This window comes from Mediterraneibacter catenae, assembly GCF_008691045.1.
In the GTDB taxonomy this organism is placed as follows: domain Bacteria; phylum Bacillota; class Clostridia; order Lachnospirales; family Lachnospiraceae; genus Mediterraneibacter; species Mediterraneibacter ornithocaccae.
The window spans coordinates 203,543-224,404 of the sequence record NZ_VMSO01000002.1 but is presented as its reverse complement, the minus strand read 5'-3'; the positions used below and the strand labels follow the sequence as shown (position 1 = coordinate 224,404).

The following is a 20,862-nucleotide window of genomic DNA, read 5'->3' as shown; positions in this document are numbered from 1 at the left end:
CAGACATCTTTGTCTACTCCTATATTTTATAAAGAAAATGAATCAATGTCAATCAGAAATTTCAATATTTCACAGTTTTATCACTTCAACTCGATAAATTTGCAGGAAATGGCATGTGCACATTGCAATCTTACGTAATTATAATTATTATTCTTTACACCGGGGGAGGCAGTAATCGAAAACAGGATGCCATCTACTGGCATCCTGTTTGAAGTGCACTTATTAATTATATTTACGTTTTCTAGCAGCTTCAGATTTTTTCTTACGTCTTACGCTTGGCTTTTCATAGTGTTCTCTCTTGCGGATTTCCTGCTGAATGCCAGCTTTAGCGCAGTTTCTTTTGAATCTGCGTAAAGCGCTGTCTAACGTCTCGTTTTCTTTAACGATTACATTTGACATAGTCTCACACCTTACCTCCCCTCCAGCCTTGTATTGTGCATAATACGACTGTTCGGGTATTTTTATTGCACTACCAAAGATTATATCATATTTTTTTCTTCCGTCAACTGTTTTCAGCTAAAAACTCTGAAAACGTCGCAAATACGTCGTTTAAAAGACGCGGTCAGTATTATTTGATCTGTGATTCGAGCACTTCTGCCGCTTTTGCGAGAGCCTCCGGTATTCCGGCAGGATTCTTTCCTCCTGCCTGAGCCATGTTCGGGCGTCCGCCGCCACCGCCGCCGACGCATCCTGCGATCGCTTTGACAAGATTTCCGGCATGTGCTCCCTGTTTCATCGCACCGTCTGTAGCAGTTACCATCAGGCTGACTTTTCCGTCGTTTGCAGATGCGAGTACGACAACGCCGTCTCCCAGTTTTGCCTTGAACTGGTCACCGAGATCGCGAAGGCCGTTCATGTCGATGCCGTCAAGCTGGGCTGCAAGCAGTTTTACGCCTTTGATCTCTGTTACCTGATCCATTACATCCCCGGCAGCTTCCTGTGCCATCTTGCTCTTCAGGCTCTCTACTTCACCGTGGAGCGCTTTGTTTTCTGCCATAAGATGTGTGATCTTGTCTGCCAGGTTCTCCGGAGTTGCTTTCATAAGATGAGCTGCATTCTTCAATGTCTCTTCGATCTGTGCGTAATACTTCATCAGTCCGTCGGAAGTCAGAGCTTCGATACGGCGGACACCTGCAGCTACGCCGGTCTCGGAGATGATCTTAAGCGCCATGATCTCAGAAGTATTCTTCACATGAGTACCGCCGCAGAACTCGATCGAGAAGTCGCTCATATTTACTACGCGTACGATATCGCCGTACTTCTCTCCGAAGAGTGCCTGTGCACCGGTTTTCTTCGCCTCTTCGATCGGCATATTCTTTACGATGACATCAAGTCCTTTTGAAATCTGTTCGTTAACGATATCTTCTACTTTCTTAAGTTCTTCTGCTGTCATCGCGGAGAAGTGAGTAAAGTCGAATCTCAGCCTGTCTTCATTCACACTGGAACCTGCCTGCTCGACATGTGTACCGAGTACGGTGCGCAGTGCTTTCTGGAGCAGATGAGTCGCGCTGTGGTTCCTTGCGGAGAGAGCGCGTTTCTTTGCGTCTACTTCAAGGGTTACTTTATCGCCTGATTTGATCATGCCTTTTGTCATGACGCCTATATGGCCGATCTTGCCGCCCAGAAGTTTCACAGTATCCTCTACTTTGAACTCGCCCTCTGCAGTGCGGATATATCCGGTGTCAGCTTCCTGTCCGCCGCTTGTGGCATAGAACGGTGTCTCCTGTACGAAGATCGTACCCCTCTGTCCCTCGGAAAGCGCCTCGACGATCTCATCTTCTGTCGTGAGTACCGTCACGTCAGATTCGTATGTCAGATTGTCATATCCGACAAATGTGCTTGTAATGCTCGGATCGATAGACTCATATACTGTCACATCTGCGCCCATGTAGTTTGTAACTTCGCGGGCATCACGCGCTTTCTTTCGCTGAACCTCCATACATGCGTGGAAGCCTTCTTCATCCGCATCCAGATTCTTCTCTTCCAGGATCTCTTTTGTCAGATCAAGCGGGAATCCGTATGTGTCATAGAGACGGAATGCATCTTCTCCGTTCAGTGTTTTCTCGCCCTTTGCTTCCATATCGGCGATCATGTCAGACAGGATACCAAGACCCTGATCGATTGTTTTGTTAAACTGCTCTTCTTCTTTGGAGATTACTTTGAGGATGAATTCTCTCTTCTCCTCCAGTTCCGGATATCCGTCTTTGGAACCTGCGATCACACTCTCGGCCAGTTCCGGCAGGAATCCTTTGTGGATACCGAGCAGTCTTCCGTGACGGCACGCTCTTCTCAGAAGACGGCGGAGTACATATCCACGGCCTTCGTTAGACGGCATGATTCCGTCAGAGATCATAAATGTTACAGAACGGATATGGTCTGTAATAACACGGATAGACACATCGTCTTTATACTCTTTTCCGTACTCTTTTTCTGCAAGACGGCACACATGGTCTCTCAGCGCTTTGATCGTATCAACGTCGAAGATGGAGTCTACATCCTGTACAACGCTCGCGAGACGCTCAAGCCCCATTCCTGTATCGATGTTCTTCTGCTCCAGTTCGGAATAGTGTCCCTCGCCGTCATTGTCAAACTGGGTGAACACATCATTCCAGATTTCCATATAGCGGTCACAGTCGCAGCCTACCGTACAGTCCGGTTTGCCGCATCCGTATTTCTCGCCTCTGTCATAGTATACTTCCGAACACGGACCGCACGGACCTGAACCGTGCTCCCAGAAGTTGTCTTCTTTTCCGAATTTGAAGATCCTCTCCGCCGGGATACCAATCTTTTTATTCCAGATTTCAAATGCCTCGTCGTCATCCACATAGACAGACGGATACAGACGGTCAGGATCCAGTCCTACCACATCGGTCAGGAACTCCCATGTCCACTGGATCGCCTCTTCCTTGAAATAATCTCCAAATGAGAAGTTTCCGAGCATCTCAAAGAACGTGCCGTGACGGGCGGTCTTTCCGACATTCTCGATATCTCCTGTACGGATACACTTCTGACAGGTTGTGACCCGTTTCCTCGGCGGGATCTCCTGTCCTGTAAAATATGGTTTTAAAGGTGCCATACCCGAATTGATGAGCAGTAAGCTCTTGTCATTGTGGGGCACCAGAGAAAAGCTCTTCATAGCAAGATGTCCCTTGCTCTCAAAGAACTCCAGAAACATTTTTCTCAGCTCGTTTACTCCATATGGCTGCATGACTATAATCCTCCTCTTTCGCTCAAAAAGCCTGTTTTATAATATATCACAGCAGAATATATTTGTAAAGATTTGTAAAGCGGACGCCTGATTAAGCGCCCGCTCTGTTATTAACGTCATTATTTACATCTGGACTTATCTGTGCATCGAGAAGGAATCTTCGTCATAGTTGCTCAGATTTTTGTAAATACCTCTGTCATCCGCCTCTTTGATCAGGGCATCTCTGGATTTCTTCGCCATCATCTGATCTTTGAAAGAGCTCGGTCCGCCGACACATCCGCCGTCACATGCCATACCTTCGATGAAGTCTTCCGGCAGTCTTCCTACTTTCATGAGCAGGAGCGCTTTCTTACATTCTGCCGCTCCGTTTGCCTTGTATACTTTCACGTCGATATCATTGCCCGATTCTTTCAGACTCTGCTGGACAGCAGCCGCAACTCCGCCCGAATTTCCAAATCTCTTTCCGAATACGGAGGCCTCCTGATATGTATTTTCTACCGGCTCCAAAGCCACACCCTTGGCACGCATCATTGCACGGATCTCACTGTATGTCATGGCATAATCTGCATTACCCTCGATTTTCTGATCAACAATCTCTGATTTTTTAGCCAGGCAAGGACCGATAAATACAGTTACTGCCTCCGGATCCTTTGCCTTGATCATTCGTGAGACACCACACATCGGCGATACTGTCGTGGAGACCGCATCACTCAGCTCCGGATAATGTTTGCGAACCATATTGACAAATCCCGGACAGCAGGAAGTAACTTTCTTCTTTCCTTCCTGATATGCCTCACGCCATTCTTCTGCTTCATATTTTGCAGTAAGGTCTCCGCCTAATCCAACCTCTACAAACTCTGTAAATCCCAATTCTTTCATGGCTTTTCTCCAGCTTGCCATAGTGATATCGGGACCAAACTGTCCTTCTGTTGCCGGTGCGAGCATTGCATACACATGTTTTCCAGAGTTGATTGCATTAATAACATCCACAATCCACGTCTTGGAACCGATAGCACCAAACGGACAGCTGTGGATACATTTTCCGCAGCGGATACACTTTTCTTCATCGATCACGGAAATACCATACTCATCATAGGAGATTGCATCTACCGGGCAGCTGAACTTACATGGCCTCTGCAGATGGGCAATGGCATTATAAGGACAGGCATCCGCGCATTTCCCACATTCTTTACACTTAGACGGATCGATATGCGAGCGGTGGCGTCCTGCCTCGATCGCACCGAACTTACATGCATTGATACATGCTTTTCCCAGACAGTTCTGACAGTTCTCCGTCACTGTATAACTGGAGATCGGACAGTCCTCGCATGCCGAACTGATGACCTGGATGATATTGCCGTCATCTTCTGTGCCCGGTGCTTTTCCCTCTGCAAGACGTACACGCTGACGGATGATCTCTCTTTCCTTGTAGATACAGCAGCGGAACTGCGGTGTCGGTCCCGGGATCAGCTTAAACGGGATGTCGTCCTTGCGCTCCTCCAGTTCTCCGGCAAAAGCCAGACGCGCCACCTCTTCCAGAACTGCATGTTTGATCTTGATTACATTTGCATCTGCGTACCTCAAAACTCTTCTCCTCCATAACGATAATCTTTTCAGTTACAAAGTACGGTTACACATACTTTCCTCCCACTAATATACCATGGGCGGCTGTTTTTTCCCAGTGATTTATTTAACAAACTCTGTATAAATTGAAATACAATATTTCCGGATATGACCTGCAGGATATCCATCAGCCGGCAAACAGTTCCCGGGCATAGCGGACGGACTGCATCGCGTCTTTCCCATAGAAGTCAGCCCCGATCATATCCGCATAATCCTGATTGAGGACTGCTCCTCCGACCATTACTTTACACTGTGGGGCTCCTTCTCTGAGCAGCCGTATCGTCTCTTCCATACTCACGACAGTCGTTGTCATAAGAGCACTCAGCCCGACCAGCCGCACATTCTTTTCACGGACTGTTTCCACGATCAGTTCCGGCGCTACATCTTTGCCCAGGTCGATCACATCAAAGCTGTAATTTTCAAGAAGGACTTTTACGATATTTTTCCCGATGTCGTGAATATCGCCCTTTACGGTAGCCAGGACGATCGTGCCGATCTTCTCCTGTACTTCCCCGCTCCTGTCCATCTTATCCTTCAGGACTGCGAACGCACTCTTGGCTGCTTCAGCACTCATAAGCAGCTGGGGAAGAAAAACAGTTCCTTTCTCAAATCCGTCGCCTACATGATTGAGCGCGGGTATAAGCTCTGTGTTGATGATCTCAAGAGGATCCTGTTTCTCTGAAAGATGTGTGGTGATCAATGAAGCATCTTCTTTCAGGCCTTTTTCTATGGACTCTCTCAGGCTGAGAGTGCTCTTCTGTCCAATCCCTGACGGGGAAGCTCCTGCCGCACCTGATCCACCTCCTGAAGACTGTGTGCTGCTGTATCTGCCGATATAGCGCTCACAGTTCGTATCCAGCCCCATAAGGGCATGATATGCGTACCAGGCTTTCATCATATCTTCAGAGGAAGGATTGATGATACCTGCGCTCAGTCCGTTCATCATCGCCATTGTATAGAACGCAGCATTGATAACAGGACGCGATGGAAGTCCGAAAGATATGTTGGAAACGCCGAGCACTGTATTGACACCAACCTCATCTTTCAGTCGCCTCAGTGTCTCAAGTGTCACTTTCGCTCCGGCTGGTTCTGAGCTGATCGTCATGGCAAGGGCGTCGATCACGATATCTTTTTTACCGATTCCGTATTTTGCAGCCTCGTCTATGATCTTTCGTGCGATCCGCACTCTTCCTTCTGCGTCAGCAGGGATTCCATCCTCATCCAGAGTCAATCCGATGACGACACCGCCGTATTTCCGTATTAAAGGAAATACTTTGTCCATGGATTCCTGTTTCCCGCTGACAGAATTAACCATAGCTTTTCCATTGTAGATGCGGAGTGCAGCTTCCATAGCCTCTGCGTCGACAGTATCAATCTGAAGAGGAAGATTGACCACGCTCTGGAGCTCCTGCACTGTTTCTTTCATCATGGCCGGCTCGTCAATATCCGGAAGGCCTACATTTACATCCAGGATATGAGCCCCGTTATCCTGCTGGGTGATACCTTCCCTCAGGATATATTCAAGATCGTGTTCTTTAAGCGCCTGTTTAAACTTCTTCTTACCGGTCGGATTGATACGCTCCCCGATGATCTTTGAGCCTTCCCCGAGGAAGACGCTCTGTCCGTAGGACGAGACAACTGTATATTTCTTTTCTGCCGGCGGGACTATCTGCATTTTGCCGCATCTGTCTGCCATCGCTTTAATATGTCCGGGAGTCGTACCGCAGCAGCCGCCGATCACGCACGCACCCATGGAGACGATCTTCTCCATGTATCCGGCAAATTCATCCGGGGATACATCATAGTAAGTCTGTCCGCCTCTCTGCTTCGGAAGACCGGCATTCGGCTTGACAATGATCGGAAGAGAGGAATATTTTACATACTCTTCAAGCACCGGCATCATCTGTTCCGGTCCCATGCCGCAGTTTATCCCGAGAGCATCCACATGAAGTCCTTCCAGAAGCGCTATTACCGACGGCACGTCAGCTCCTGTGAGCAGTTTTCTCCGCTCATCAAAGATCGCAGTGGCGAATACCGGAAGAGATGTATTCTCTTTAGCTGCCAGAACTGCCGCCTTGAGCTCATAGGTATCGCTCATCGTCTCGATATGGATCAGATCAGCTCCTGCTTCCTCTCCCCAGATCATAACTTCTTTGAAAGCCTCATAAGCTTCTTCAAAGTCCAGATCCCCCATCGGTTTCAGCAGTTTTCCGGTAGGCCCGATATCGAGCGCTGCGTATACGGTGCGTTTGCCATTGCCGGTACCGGATGTTTCTGCAGGAGCAGCGCCTGCCTTTTTGGCCGCCTCTTTGACAAGTCTTACTGCCGTCTTTACGGTCTGCTCAAGCGAGCACCCCTCAGCTTGGAATTTCAGTGCATTTGCACCGAACGTATTGGTCAGCACGATATCACTGCCGGCTTTGATATAATTTTTATGTATCTCCCTGATCACCTCCGGCCGGGAGATATTCCATGTCTCCGGCAGCTCTCCGGGGGCAAGCCCCCGCTCCTGGAGGAGAGTTCCCATTCCTCCGTCAAAGAGGAGCAGTTCTTTTCCTAATCTGTCTCTGATCATATTCTGTCCTTTCTCATCTCGTTCTTAATTACAGTTTATCTGCGGTATTCGCAGTCCGATTTACCGCATGCTTCGCACCCGGCGACAGGGCAGCGTTCTTTTATCCGGCTGGCACCGATAACCGCCGTCACAGACTTTGTCGGCGTCATCATATAGCTGGAAGTCATTGTCAGTCCGATTGTCTTGGCGCAGTCCAGCATCCTCATGATCGGTTCCTGATAGCGGATGTCAAAGTCTCCATATCCCGGACTGAATCTGGGACGAAGATAAAGCCCTTCGTTTTCCAGCTTTCTTCCGATCGCAAGCTGCTGTTCATCACAGTATTCCTCCAGGAGAGCTGCTGCGCATGCCTGCTGAATGACAGCATGGCTCATGTCTGTCAGCGATGTGCGTCTGATCAGGCGGTCCACACCCGCTCCGAGTGTTGCGCCAAATAGCACAGCCTTTGTGCAGCCTTTCAGATTTCGGGAAAGGCTGCGGCTGTCAATTATCAAATTCCCTATAGCCGTATTATTGTCCGCAGTCTGCTCAACATCAAAAATGCGGCAGATGCATTTCGTCCCTGCCGCATTTTCAACTTCAGAAAAAGCATTTCTGATCATCGTACAGGTTCTCTCATCTGCCGTATTTCTTCCATATCCCAGATAGCGGATGGCTTCTTTCATCCGTTTCTCCATAATTTATTCCCTACGCCTTTATGATCTCTGACAGATTCTTCATGATTGCCGCAGCTATATCCGGTTTGTTCATCGAATAAATATGTATATTTCTCACACCGTTAGCAAGCAGATCGATGATCTGATCCGTCGCATATGCGATCCCGGCCTGTCTCATAGCTGCCGGCGAACTGCCGAAACGGTCGAGTATTGCAAGAAATCTGCGCGGAAACACAGTACCCGAGAGTTCCTGGCTCTTTTTCATCTGTGAGGCACTCGTGATCGGCATGATACCCGGAAGCACAGGAACTGTGATCCCGGCTTCTCTGATCCGGTAAAGGAAATTATAATGGATATCATTGTCAAAAAACATCTGTGTAGTGAGAAAATCAACTCCGCTGTCTACTTTCTGTTTCAAATAACGGATATCATCGGATTTATGCTCGTTCTCCACATGCCCCTCCGGATAACAGGCGGCACCAATGCAGAAATCACCGTGTTTTCTGATCTCCTCCACCAGCTCATATGCAAATCTGAACCGGTCCGTATCCGGGAAATCCATTCCGGGCGGAATATCCCCGCGCAGTGCGAGGATATTGTCGATCCCGAGTTCCTTCAGATTTCCGATCACTTTTCTGACCTCTTCTTTTGTGGAAGAGGCACATGTCAAATGAGCGAGGCTCAATACATTCAGATCGTCTTTGATGTGCGATGCGATCCTGGCAGTGTTCTTGCTTGTACCGCCTCCCGCCCCGTATGTCACACTGATGAAAGCAGGATTCAATGTGGCGATTTCGTCGACTGCACTGATCACTTTATCAAAACCTTCATCCGTCTTCGGCGGGAACACTTCAAAGGAAATATGTATCCCGTCCTCGTTTAATCTGTCAATAATCTTCATCCGGTATGAGTACTCCTGTCTTATAATATCGTTTTATTCACCAATCAGACTTCTATAGAGATCTTCATACTGTCTTGCAGAATTTTTCCATGAGAAATCCTGACTCATAGCACGCTCGACTATCTTGTTCCAGTCACGCTTTTTATCGTAGTAGATTCTCTCCGCATAGCGTATTGTATTGAGCATCTCATGTGCATTATAGTTACAGAAGCTGAAGCCTGTACCTGTTTTTTCAAATTCATTGTACGGTTCTACAGTATCTTTGAGTCCGCCGGTCTCACGCACGATCGGAAGTGTTCCGTAACGGAGACTCATAAGCTGGCTCAGTCCGCATGGCTCGAAAAGGGACGGCATCAGGAATGTGTCACATGACGCATAAATCCTGTGTGACAGCTCATCGGAATAATAGATGTTCGCGGAAACGCGTCCTGAGTATTTCCATGCGAAATGACGGAACATATTTTCATATTTTACATCGCCTGTACCAAGCACTACGATCTGTACTGCATCCTGGCACAATTCATCCATGATATAGTCGACCAGATCGAATCCCTTCTGATCTGTCAGGCGAGATACCATGCCGATCAGCATTACTTTTGGATCTTTTTCAAGTCCAAGCTCTTCCTGAAGAGACGTTTTGTTGACAGGTTTGTTCTTCCTGAAATCATCAATCGTAAAGCTCTTGGCAATTCGATTATCTGTAGCCGGATTCCAGTCCTCATAGTCCAGACCGTTAACAATACCGCACAGATCACCTGACCTTGCAGACATCAGCCCGTCCAGTCCTTCACCGTAAAACGGCGTCTTGATTTCCTCTGCATAACTGTTGCTGACTGTTGTCACCTTATCTGCATAAACAATACCGCCTTTAAGCAGGTTGGCATCTTTGTATGCTTCCATTTTATCCGGCACAAAATAGTATTCCGGCAGTCCTGTGATGCCTCTGACGGTCTTTGTATCCCACACGCCCTGGAACTTCAGGTTATGTATTGTCATGATTGTTTTGATTCCGCGATAGTATTCACCGAGATATCTGAAGTTATCCAGATATACAGGGATCAGGCCTGTCTGCCAGTCATGACAATGGATGAGGTCCGGTCTGAATCCGATCACCGGAAGTATGCTTAACACTGCTTTAGAAAAGAATGCAAACTTCTCGATTTCCCACTTCGGATCTCCGTCGTACGGTGCGAATCCGCCGAAATAATGCTCGTTATCAATGAAATAAAAAGTAATATCATTGAGCACAGTCTTCAGTACGCCTACATACTGATCCTGTCCGGCAATATCCATATAGAAATGAGTAACATACTCCATTCTGTCTTTCCATTCCTGTTTCATACAGGTGTATTTGGGAATTACTACACGGACATCATACTTTTCTCTGTCAAAGTCTTTCGGAAGTGAGCCCACGACATCTGCAAGCCCTCCTGTTTTGATAAAAGGAACACACTCTGATGCAGCAAACAAAATGTTCTTCATATTACGATCCTCCATTTTCTGCCTTTCCTGGCCGCGAAAAGCATTTTATCACCTGTTATTATACCCTATTCCCTGCATAATGCAAAGGATTTTATCAAATTACAGTGATATTTAACCAGAATTTATCAGTAAATTCTGCCTTAATTTATTCAGTCAGGATTTATGACGATACTCCAATTGTATCGTGTCAGCAATCAATGCAATGAATTCGGAGTTTGTCGGCTTACCTTTCCCTGTACTTACAGTATATCCGAACAGTTCATCCAGCGTATCAAGTTTTCCTCTGCTCCATGCCACCTCGATGGCATGCCGTATGGCCCTTTCCACACGGCTCGAAGTTGTCTGATACTTCTTTGCCACCGTAGGATAGAGTATCTTGGTTATGGCATTTAAGACATCCATATCATTTACTGCCATTATAATTGCATCTCTCAGATAATGATAACCTTTAATATGCGCGGGTATTCCTATTTCATGGAGCATATTTGTCACACGGTTTTCCAGGTTTTCTGTTTTTACCGCAGACTCTGTCGTATTGTCGTCATTCTTCCTTTCCGGATTTCTTGACAGATTTCTTACGGACTTTATCCGTTCAAGCAGCATATTGTTGTTAAACGGTTTCATAACATAGTAATTTGCACCTTTGTTAAAGGCATCTTCCGTGATTTTTTCCTGGCCTACCGCTGTGATCACAATAAAGTACGGACGTTTGCCGACAGTGCTGTCCTGTCCCACTTTTTCCATCACTGTCATTCCATCCATTTTCGGCATGATCAGATCGAGAAGAACAACATCCGGCTTCCTGTCCTTGATGATCTGACACATTTCCTCGCCGTTCTTGGCCTTACCGACCAGATCCAGCTCTTTATCCGTGCTGATGATCTCGTCAAGAACATCCAGTATCTTCTGATTATCATCAGCGATGGCCACACGCAAATGCTCCATTTTCTCCTCTCCTTTAGATCCGAGTACACCTCCCTAAAAACGCCACGGGCTTATTATATCCGTGCCAATTTGCAGAATCAAGAATATTTTGTAGCACTAATTCGACATAATTTTCGACGGTTCAGACGTTTCGACCTGATTCATCATATTTTCTATAAATATGCCATATCCTTTTGTCGAATCCTGCACGAACACATGTGTGACAGCGCCTATCAGCTTCCCATTCTGAATAATCGGGCTTCCGCTCATCCCCTGGATGATTCCTCCCGTTTTTTCCAGCAGTTCCGGGTCTGTAACCTGGATAACAAGTCCTTTGTTGATCTCGGAAGACGAAGTGTCGATGTCTGTCACCTGAATATCATATTCTTTGATCTCATTATCAATATAGCACCGTATTACGGCATCTCCGATTTCAATTTCTTCTTTGGATGCAACCTCGATCGGTATCTGTTCTTGAAAAAGTTCGTCTATCTTATCGATCGTGCCATAGATTCCAGCCTCTGTATTCTTATCTATGGTGCCAAGAACATTATAATTGTTATATACAATAATCCCTTCCATTGTTCCCGGAGAACCGCTGTAGCCTTTGATAATATCCTGTATACTTGTCCGGTACACTCTTCCGCTGTCAATTGCCATCAGCATATTGGTGTCTGTGTCACTGATGCCGTGCCCCAGCGCCCCGAATCTGCTCTGACCGGTAAGAAAAGTAATTGTTCCGAGTCCCTGCACATTGTCTCTTACCCAGATCCCCAGCCTGTAACTGCCGGGCTCATACTCGACCGGGCGGATTTCAATATCCATCGTATTTTCCCCTCTGCGCAGTGTAAGAACAACATCGCTGCCGTCAATCTCATCCACCGCCTCAAGGAGATCTGCTTTGCCCGAAATTTCATGGTGATTGACAGCTGTGATGTAATCTCCGGTCTGCACCGCCTCGGCTGCCGGATCATGCTCAATGCCATCAATCCCCTCGATTTTTTCCGTATTCAGCACCATGACGCCATCTGTTTCCATATAGATTCCTACCGGCATGCCTCCAAGGAGAACCGTGTCGTTATCAGCGGATGATGTGCTCGCCTCTGTCTGCCAGAGAGTTTTTTCTTCCTGCCATGTCTGTATCTGATCCCATACAACAACGCCGGAAAGAAACAGGAAAAGCATAAGCAGCGCCCGGCCTGCTCTTATTTTCCGGCTTACCACCATACTTTCACATCCTTTCCTGATTTACTGCCCGCCGCCAAAGAGACGGGAGCCATCCCACATCTGATCTGCAAAGCGCGTGCGTACGCCTTAAAGCAAAAAAGAAAACGGATACTTCCTGCCGTATCCGTTTCTAGTATGTGTGTTTTCTTCTGTTTTCACACTGGTATTATCTATCACTCTTTGCCAGTTCTTTCATTTCTCTCGCGCTTTCCAGAATATTCTCTGTTATCTTGGAACCTCCAAGTATCCGCGCCAGTTCCCTGATGGAAGACTCATGATCAAGCCTCTCGATCCGTGTTGATACAGAGTTGCCATGGGCATTTTTCTCAATCAGAAAATGTACATCTGCAGCCGCCGCTATCTGTGGCAGATGGGTAATACAGATAACCTGTCTGCTCTTTCCGATCAGCTGGAGTTTCTCGCCTACCCTGTCCGCCGTGATTCCCGATATTCCCGCATCGATCTCATCAAAAATCAATGTAGGCGTATCTTCTTCATCCGCCAGAACAGTTTTGATGGCAAGCATGATCCTCGACAGCTCGCCGCCCGAGGCAATATTTGCCAGCGACCTGAGCGGTTCTCCAGGATTCAGTGCGATATAGAACTCTGCCTCATCACGTCCGGAAACACCATATCGTCCCGTATCCGTGATGCGCATTTCTAGCCTTGTATCCAGAAAGTTGAGTTCTCTCATCTGTGTTGTTATCTCATCTGCAAAAAGCAAAGCATATTTTTCGCGAATGGCATGCAGCTCTTCTGACACTGCATCCGCTTCCTTACGTGCCTGTTCTTTCTGCTTTTCCAGATTTTTTATAAAAACATCATAATCATTGAGTTCTTCTATTCTTTGCTTTTTTTCTATACAGTATGCAAGGATATCACTCACAGTTTTTCCATATTTTGCTTTCAGATGATTGATCAGATTCAGTCTGTCCTCAGTCTCTTTGAACTCCTCAGCAGAGAATTCAAAGCTCTTGGCATATTCCGAAAGCTCTCTGTTGAAGTCATTGAGCAGGCTGTCCGCATCCAGAAGCTGGCTGTAAAGCTGGGAAGAGCTCTCGTCGAAATCTGAGATCTCCTGGAAAACACGAATTGCACGGCTCAGACAGTCACTTGCGTTTGCTGCAGAATCTTCCGCTGTATACCTGTATGTTTCTGCCACAGCTTCCGTTACTTTCCTGCTCTCCGTCATCCTCCGGTAGGTCAGTTCCAGCTCCTCATCCTCTCCCACTGTCAAAGCTGCTTCTTCAATCTCATTCACTTCAAATTCAGCGAGAGATAGTTCTTTACTTCTGCTCACGTCATCAAGAGAGGAATCTTCAAGGCGCCGGCTGATTTCCTGATAAGTATGATAAACCTCGGCCATATGTTCTTTTACCGGACGCACTTCGTCCCCGGCAAAGAGATCCAGAAGCGCGAGATGGTTCTTTCGGTTGAGCAGTGTCTGATTGTCATGCTGTCCGTGAATATCGATCAGCATAGAGGCGGCTTCTCTCAGGGCAGACATACTGACTGTCTCACCATTGATCCTGCTGATACTCCTGCCCTCCATAAGTCGGCGGCTCAGCGTGATCATATCATCTTCAGGAAAGATATCCATCTCCTGCAGTTTTTTTCTTATCTTGTCGTCTTCTATCGAAAAAGTAAGTTCCACAAGACCACTGGAAGCACCGTTTCTGAGCATATCTGCACTGTATCTCCCACCGAGAGCCAGTCCTACAGAGCCCATAAGGATAGATTTGCCGGCTCCGGTCTCACCGGTCAGGATGTTTAAGCCCGGTCCGAAGTCCACTTCTGTCTCATCAATAAGAGCGAGATTTTTCACATGAAGATTCTGTAACATAATTTACTCCTGTACTCCTTTTGAAACGATCCTGCGGATCTTCTCCATAACGACAGACGTTTCTTCCGATGTCCGTATCGCGCACATGATCGTATCATCCCCCGCAATGCATCCGACGACCTCATGCCATTTCATGGCATCGACCGCTGCTGCGACTGCCATTGCCATACCGGATACCGTCTTGATCACAAGTATGTTCTGCGCCATATCCATGGACACATAACCGTCACGCAGCACTCTTATATATTTTTCATTCATCTCAGGCTCTTCCTGTCTGTGAATGACATACTTCTGTCTCCCGCCGCTGACAGAGATCTTTGTCAGCTTCAGGTCGCGGATATCTCTGGAAACAGTTGCCTGAGTTACTTTAAACCCGGCATTGTTCAGATATTCCGCCAGTTCTTCCTGGGTTTCAATATCATACTGGCTGATCAGTTCAATGATTTTTGCATGTCGGCTGACTTTCATCTTCTCCTAATTTCCTTTCATTTTTCTGCGCATCGTTATCATAAAACTCTCGCGGTTCAATTTGATGAGCCGCGCAGTCTGTGCTGCTTCCTTTATACAGACCCTCTCCCCCGTAACAAGAGTTGTCTGTTCTGCCCCGTCAAAACAAAGTGAAACCTGTTCCTGCCTTCCATACCGCCCCTCACAGATCTCTACCTCAATAGTATCGTCTGCCGAAAGCACCACGCTGCTTGTGTTGAGCGCGTGGGAACAGATCGGGGTGATCACGATCATACGGGCCGTTGGCTCTACGACAGGGCCGCCTGCCGACAGATTGTATCCGGTGCTTCCGGTAGGGGTAGACAGGATCACTCCGTCCGCATGGTAGGTGTTGAGAAGGGTTCCGTTTACGTATATATTAAAGCTGACGATACGTACTTTTCCCTCCCGGGCCAGCACAATATCGTTCATCGCGATATCTTTCCGTAAACCGCGGAAAGAGCCCTCGAGCATCATTCGCTCTTCAATATCAGGTTTCCCTTCAAAGAGGCAGTCAAGAGCATGTTTGAAATCTTTAAGTTCTACATCTGTCAGATACCCCAGCGTTCCCAGATTGATCCCAAGGAGAGGCAGACTGTCTGTTCCAAGGTCACGCACTGCACGAATCAGCGTTCCGTCACCGCCGAGGACAAGGCCGCACTGCGCATTGTCAGGAACTGTGCCGGGTATAATATGGCCCTCGCTGTCTTTTTCAGAGATATAGCAGACTTTTCCCTTGCTCTCTATATAACGTTTAATCTCATTTGTAATTGCAAAATCCGGATCCTTTAATTTATTAGTAATAATATAAAAGCAGTCCATCCTGTACCTCTTGTATCTTATTTTGCCAATGTCCCGAACGCTTTTTCTACAACTGCATCAGGATCGATGTCGTGATTTACTCCTGTTTCCCCCTTAGTCTTTTTAAGATGGATCAGATATTCAATATTTCCTTCAGGTCCCTTAATCGGAGAAAAATCGAGCGCACACAGATCAAATCCGATAGACATCGCGTAATCCATAATCTTGCGGATCACTTCCAGATGTGTACTCTTATCCCGGACAACTCCTTTCTTTCCGACTTTTTCGCGTCCAGCCTCAAACTGAGGCTTGATAAGTGCTACGATTTCTCCATCTTCATTCAGATAGTCACGGATGGGAACAAGTACTTTTGTCAATGAAATAAATGATACATCAATAGAAGAAAAATCTACGGATTCACCGATATCTTCCGGTGTAACATAGCGTATATTTGTCTTCTCCATGCAGATGACACGGGGATCATTTCTCAGTTTCCAGTCAAGCTGTCCACGTCCCACATCGATCGCAAACACCTTTTTTGCACCGTTCTGAAGCATACAGTCGGTAAATCCTCCGGTGGATGATCCTACATCCGTACAAACCTTATCCTTCACATCTACATCAAAATTAGCAAGAGCCTTTTCAAGTTTCAATCCTCCACGGCTCACATATGGGAGAGTATGCCCGCGCACTTCGATATTTACATCCGGCAGGAATGTGCTTCCTGCTTTATCCTCTCTCTGCCCGTCCACAAATACATTTCCCGCCATGATCACAGCTTTTGCTTTTTCCCGTGATTCTGCAAGATTACGCTTCACAAGCAATACATCTAAACGTTCTTTCATAGTTATATGTCCTTTATACTGTTACCTGTCTTTAATCATCAAATAATCGGAGATTGCCTGTTTTACAATCGTTTCACAGTCCAGTCCGACCTCTTTTCTCAGTATCTCAACATTGCCATGTTCCACATAGTCGTCGGAAATCCCGATATTACGCACATGTACATCCAGCTTTGCAGATGATACATAATCCATTACCTGCTCACCGAATCCGCCTGTGATCACATTTTCCTCTATTGTTACGAACAGGCTGTGGTCCTTTGCAAGCTGTTCCAGCATATCTTTGTCAAGAGGCTTTACAAACCTTGCGTTCACAAGACTGCAGCTATAGCCGGTCTCCTTGATCTTTTTCCTGACCCGGTCAGCCAGCTCTGCCATGTGTCCAACAAAAATAACTGCAATATCTTCTTCTTCATAGAGGATTTCGCTTTTCCCGTATTCGATGGGAGCTCTGAAGTCTCTCATGCCTTCATACGCACTTCCTCTGGGATACCTGATAGCGATCGGATACTGGAAATCCACCGCAAAGCGCAGCATATCTGCCATCTCCCACCGATTCTTTGGAGAAATAACCGTCATATTCGGAATCGTAGATAGAAAAGAAAGATCAAATACCCCCTGATGGGTTTCACCGTCGCTTCCTACCAGTCCGGCGCGGTCCACTGCGATTACGACCGGGAGATTCTGGAGACAGACATCATGAAGAGTCTGATCATACGCTCTCTGAAGAAAAGAAGAATATACGGCAAATACAGGTTTCATACCGCCTGCCGCAAGCCCCGCTGCAAATGTCATAGCGTGTTCTTCTGCAATCCCCACATCATAGAAACGATTTGGAAAGTGTTTTGCAAATGAAGACAGCCCAGTTCCATCTGCCATAGCCGCCGTGATCGCGACCACCTTATCATCTTTCTTGGCAATATCTGTCAGCACTTTGGAGAAAACCTGCGTATAGCTGTCTGTCGTACTGACCTCGGTCGGTTCTCCTGTCTTTATATCGAACGGACCCGTACCGTGGAATTTTGCCGGATTCTCTTCTGCAGGTGGATATCCTTTTCCTTTCTTGGTGAGCACATGGACAAGTACGGCATGGTCAACTCGTTTTGCCTCTTTTAATACTTTTACCAGCTTGCGTATATCATGTCCGTCCACCGGTCCGAGATAAGTGATATCCATATCTTCAAAGAACATACCGGGAACAAGAAGCTGCTTAATCCCGCTCTTTGTCCTGCGGATCTGGCTTATGATCCGCTCTCCTCTTCCCGGAATTTTCATCAGCGTATCTTCCACGCCTTTTTTTATATCCGTATATGCCTGGGCAGTCCGTATGCCGTTCAGATATCTGGACATGCCTCCCACATTCTCCGATATGGACATGTTATTGTCGTTAAGCACGATAATAAAATTGCTTTTTAACCTGGAAGCATTATTGAGCGCCTCATATGCCATGCCGCCGGTCAGCGAACCATCGCCGATCACCGAAACTACTGTATGCTTCTCATGGAGCAGTTCTCTTGCCTCTACATATCCGAGCCCTGCGGAAACTGACGTAGAACTGTGTCCAGTGTCAAACGCATCACAGTCGCTCTCTTTTCTCTTCGGGAACCCGCTCATGCCGCCATATTTGCGCAGCTGGTCAAATCCATCTTTGCGTCCGGTCAGAAGCTTATGTGTGTAGGACTGGTGCCCCACATCCCAGATCAGCTTGTCTTCCGGGAAGTCAAGCGTAAGGTGCAGCGCCATCGTAAGCTCCACAACTCCCAAATTTGAGGCCAGATGTCCGCCGGTCCTGCTGATTTTCTCAATCAGAAACTGCCGGATTTCATCCGCGAGAATTTTAAGCTGTTCGCTGTTTAATTTCTTTATATCATTTGCCTGTCGGATCATTTCAAGTATCATAACGATCCTCCTTGTCTATTCCGATTATTTCTCCCTGTATACAAGCCATTTGATCAGATCTTTCAGGAATTCATTTTCACGGCCAAGGCCATCCAGTTCGCCGACAGCCTCTGCTGTCAGCCGTTCAACGTCTTTTCTGGATTCCTCGATACCTTTTAAGGTCACATATGTGGTCTTTTCATTTTTTTCGTCGCTGTGCACCGGTTTCCCGAGCATCTCTGTCGTACTCGTAATATCAAGGATATCATCCTGTATCTGGAATGCCATTCCGACTTTACCGGCAATCGATTCCATCACGGAGATTTCTTCTTCAGACGCTCCTGCAAGAACAGCACCGATCATAACGGAAGATTCTATGAGCGCTCCTGTTTTCAGACGGTAGATAAAATCGAGGACATCTTCAGATATCCGGTGTCCGGACTCTTTGACGTCCACCACCTGCCCGCCGATCATACCGTGAATGCCTGCTTTTTCTGCAAGGATCTTCATCGCCCTGCCGATCCGCGTACTTTTTTCCGGCTCCAGATCAAACGCGACACATGCCGTCTCAAAAGCATAGTTGAGGAGTGCATCTCCCGCAAGAATCCCCATATCTTCCCCATAGACTACGTGGGTCGTCTTTCTTCCCCTGCGGTAATCATCATTGTCCATTGCGGGAAGGTCATCGTGCACGAGAGAATAAGTATGAATCATTTCGATAGCGGCCATAAAGGGGTCGATCAGATCTCCCTCACCGCCAAAAAGATCAAATGACTCCTTCATCAGCATCGGCCTCAGACGCTTGCCGCCGGCCATCAGGCTGTACGCCATCGCTTCAGTAATGATCTTCTGATATCCTTCCTGAACGGGGAGATATTTTTTCAGTATTTCTTCTATCAGTTCAACTTTCTTTTCGTATTCTTCTTTAAAACTCATGTGTCTCTCCCTCTTCATCCAGAATAAGGACTTTCTTTTCTACTTCATCAATTGTCTTGCTGCACTGTTTCAAAAGATTCATGCCCCGATTATACAGGTCAAAAGACTGTTCCAGCGTTATATCGCTTCCTTCCATCTCACTGATAACTTCCTCGAGATCCTGAAACATTTCTTCCAGGCTGCCTTTATTCTCTGTGTTCTCATCCTGCTTTGTCTCTGTAACTGTATTTTTTCCTTCTTCCACTTTGCGCCTCCCCGACCTGTCATTATCTGTCACAACTCAACTTTTTCAGCCGCTGTAACTTCCGCGCTGATCTTACCGTCGCTTACATAGATTTCAATCCCGGTCCCCGCCTTCACCTGACGGATACTCCGGATATTTTCACCCTGCATATTCTGCGTATACGAATAACCCTGCCCCAGCTTTTCAAGCGGCGAGAGCCCTTTCAGCTTTTCAATGCAGATAGCCATTCTGTGCTTTTCTTTGTCCATCCGGTTGCGCATCAGTAACCTGATGCGGTTGTCAAGATCCGCTGCATACTGTCTGCTCTCATTTAACTTCTGCCTTGGATGTGCATAGTTCAGACGCATCTGCAGACGTTCAAGCACGGAGCGATTCTCCGATATGTTTGCAGTGATCTGTCTTAGCAGAGTTTCCCTGTATGTGTGGAATCTTTCCTTGATTTCTCTGTAATCACACACTGCAAGCTCCGCAGCTGCCGACGGAGTCGGTGCGCGAAGGTCTGCCACAAAATCTGCGATTGTCGTATCTGTCTCATGTCCGACCGCAGATATAACAGGGACACTGCATTCAAAGATTGCTCTGGCAACAGGTTCTTCATTAAATGCCCACAGATCTTCGATGCTTCCGCCGCCTCGTCCGACGATCATCACGTCCACATTCTTTTTTTCAAGGGCCCGGATTCCTCTGACAATGCTTTCTGCCGCACCTTCACCCTGCACCTGTGCCGGATAAAGGATAAGCTGTACATACGGATTCCTTCTCCCTGCAATATTGATAATATCGCGCACGGCCGCTCCCGTAGGTGCTGTGACGATTCCAAGTGTACGGATATATTTAGGGATCGGCTGCTTATATTCCCCGGCGAACATCCCCATCTCGGACAGTTCCTTTTTGAGCGCTTCAAACTTTTCATAAAGAGCTCCCGCACCGTCCGATATGATCTCTCTTGCATAGAGCTGGTACTGCCCGCTTCTTTCATACACACTGACAGCGCCAAGCACGATCACCTGCATGCCTTCCTGCAGCCGAAAAGAAAGCCCTGACCTGTGGCCTGCGAACATAACACAGGCAATCGTGCCGGACTCATCTTTTAAAGAAAAATATATATGTCCCGATGTATGATATTTGCAGTTGGAAACCTCACCTTTGACATAGATACGACTCAGCATGAAGTCCTGGGTAAACATATTCTTGATATAGGAATTGACCTGTCTCACAGTGTAGACATTTTTCATC

At 47.0% G+C, this 20,862-nt stretch carries 17 protein-coding genes; all 17 read right to left on the bottom strand.

Features of this window, described 5'->3' with window-relative positions; translation table 11 throughout:
• Nucleotides 1–222 precede the first annotated feature (222 nt).
• Nucleotides 223–399: a 30S ribosomal protein S21 gene (gene rpsU / locus FNY66_RS02800; protein ID WP_004054229.1), complete on the bottom strand. Its 177-nt coding sequence runs from the start codon at nucleotides 397–399 to the stop codon at nucleotides 223–225.
• Nucleotides 400–568: 169 nt separating this feature from the next.
• Nucleotides 569–3,208, bottom strand: a complete 2,640-nt coding sequence (alaS, locus tag FNY66_RS02795; protein ID WP_150310220.1) for an alanine--tRNA ligase — start codon at nucleotides 3,206–3,208, stop codon at nucleotides 569–571.
• Nucleotides 3,209–3,343: 135 nt separating this feature from the next.
• Nucleotides 3,344–4,792, bottom strand: coding sequence for a 4Fe-4S dicluster domain-containing protein (locus tag FNY66_RS02790; protein WP_150310219.1), 1,449 nt, complete (start codon nucleotides 4,790–4,792; stop codon nucleotides 3,344–3,346).
• A gap of 166 nt (nucleotides 4,793–4,958) precedes the next feature.
• Complete coding sequence (locus tag FNY66_RS02785; protein WP_150310218.1) at nucleotides 4,959–7,406, bottom strand: homocysteine S-methyltransferase family protein; 2,448 nt, start codon at nucleotides 7,404–7,406, stop codon at nucleotides 4,959–4,961.
• Nucleotides 7,407–7,441: 35 nt separating this feature from the next.
• Nucleotides 7,442–8,083, bottom strand: coding sequence for a vitamin B12 dependent-methionine synthase activation domain-containing protein (locus tag FNY66_RS02780; RefSeq protein WP_150310217.1), 642 nt, complete (start codon nucleotides 8,081–8,083; stop codon nucleotides 7,442–7,444).
• Nucleotides 8,084–8,093: 10 nt separating this feature from the next.
• Nucleotides 8,094–8,963, bottom strand: a complete 870-nt coding sequence (metF, locus tag FNY66_RS02775) for a methylenetetrahydrofolate reductase [NAD(P)H] (protein ID WP_150310216.1) — start codon at nucleotides 8,961–8,963, stop codon at nucleotides 8,094–8,096.
• Between the two features lie 33 nt (nucleotides 8,964–8,996).
• On the bottom strand, nucleotides 8,997–10,445 hold the full coding sequence (gene glgA / locus FNY66_RS02770) for a glycogen synthase GlgA (RefSeq protein WP_150310215.1): 1,449 nt from the start codon (nucleotides 10,443–10,445) through the stop codon (nucleotides 8,997–8,999).
• Between the two features lie 153 nt (nucleotides 10,446–10,598).
• Nucleotides 10,599–11,390 (bottom strand): sporulation transcription factor Spo0A, encoded by a 792-nt coding sequence (spo0A, locus tag FNY66_RS02765; RefSeq protein WP_150310214.1) that lies wholly within the window; start codon nucleotides 11,388–11,390, stop codon nucleotides 10,599–10,601.
• A 96-nt stretch (nucleotides 11,391–11,486) separates the two neighbouring features.
• A complete protein-coding gene (spoIVB, locus tag FNY66_RS02760) occupies nucleotides 11,487–12,596 on the bottom strand; it encodes a SpoIVB peptidase (RefSeq protein WP_229409427.1) in 1,110 nt (369 codons plus the stop codon).
• A gap of 166 nt (nucleotides 12,597–12,762) precedes the next feature.
• A complete protein-coding gene (gene recN, locus FNY66_RS02755) occupies nucleotides 12,763–14,439 on the bottom strand; it encodes a DNA repair protein RecN (protein ID WP_150310213.1) in 1,677 nt (558 codons plus the stop codon).
• Between the two features lie 3 nt (nucleotides 14,440–14,442).
• A complete protein-coding gene (gene argR / locus FNY66_RS02750; RefSeq protein ID WP_087151152.1) occupies nucleotides 14,443–14,907 on the bottom strand; it encodes an arginine repressor in 465 nt (154 codons plus the stop codon).
• Nucleotides 14,908–14,913: 6 nt separating this feature from the next.
• Nucleotides 14,914–15,747: an NAD(+)/NADH kinase gene (locus FNY66_RS02745; protein WP_150310212.1), complete on the bottom strand. Its 834-nt coding sequence runs from the start codon at nucleotides 15,745–15,747 to the stop codon at nucleotides 14,914–14,916.
• A 17-nt stretch (nucleotides 15,748–15,764) separates the two neighbouring features.
• Nucleotides 15,765–16,571, bottom strand: coding sequence for a TlyA family RNA methyltransferase (locus FNY66_RS02740; RefSeq protein WP_087151150.1), 807 nt, complete (start codon nucleotides 16,569–16,571; stop codon nucleotides 15,765–15,767).
• 21 nt (nucleotides 16,572–16,592) lie between these two features.
• On the bottom strand, nucleotides 16,593–18,467 hold the full coding sequence (dxs, locus tag FNY66_RS02735; RefSeq protein ID WP_087151149.1) for a 1-deoxy-D-xylulose-5-phosphate synthase: 1,875 nt from the start codon (nucleotides 18,465–18,467) through the stop codon (nucleotides 16,593–16,595).
• A 24-nt stretch (nucleotides 18,468–18,491) separates the two neighbouring features.
• The gene (locus tag FNY66_RS02730; RefSeq protein WP_150310211.1) at nucleotides 18,492–19,382 is read right to left on the bottom strand and encodes a polyprenyl synthetase family protein; all 891 of its coding nucleotides are present in this window, start codon (nucleotides 19,380–19,382) and stop codon (nucleotides 18,492–18,494) included.
• A complete protein-coding gene (xseB, locus tag FNY66_RS02725) occupies nucleotides 19,372–19,551 on the bottom strand; it encodes an exodeoxyribonuclease VII small subunit (RefSeq protein ID WP_087151187.1) in 180 nt (59 codons plus the stop codon). Before xseB ends, FNY66_RS02730 begins: the two co-directional genes overlap by 11 nt.
• 104 nt (nucleotides 19,552–19,655) lie before the next feature.
• Nucleotides 19,656–20,861, bottom strand: coding sequence for an exodeoxyribonuclease VII large subunit (xseA, locus tag FNY66_RS02720; protein WP_087151147.1), 1,206 nt, complete (start codon nucleotides 20,859–20,861; stop codon nucleotides 19,656–19,658).
• Nucleotide 20,862 lies beyond the last annotated feature (1 nt).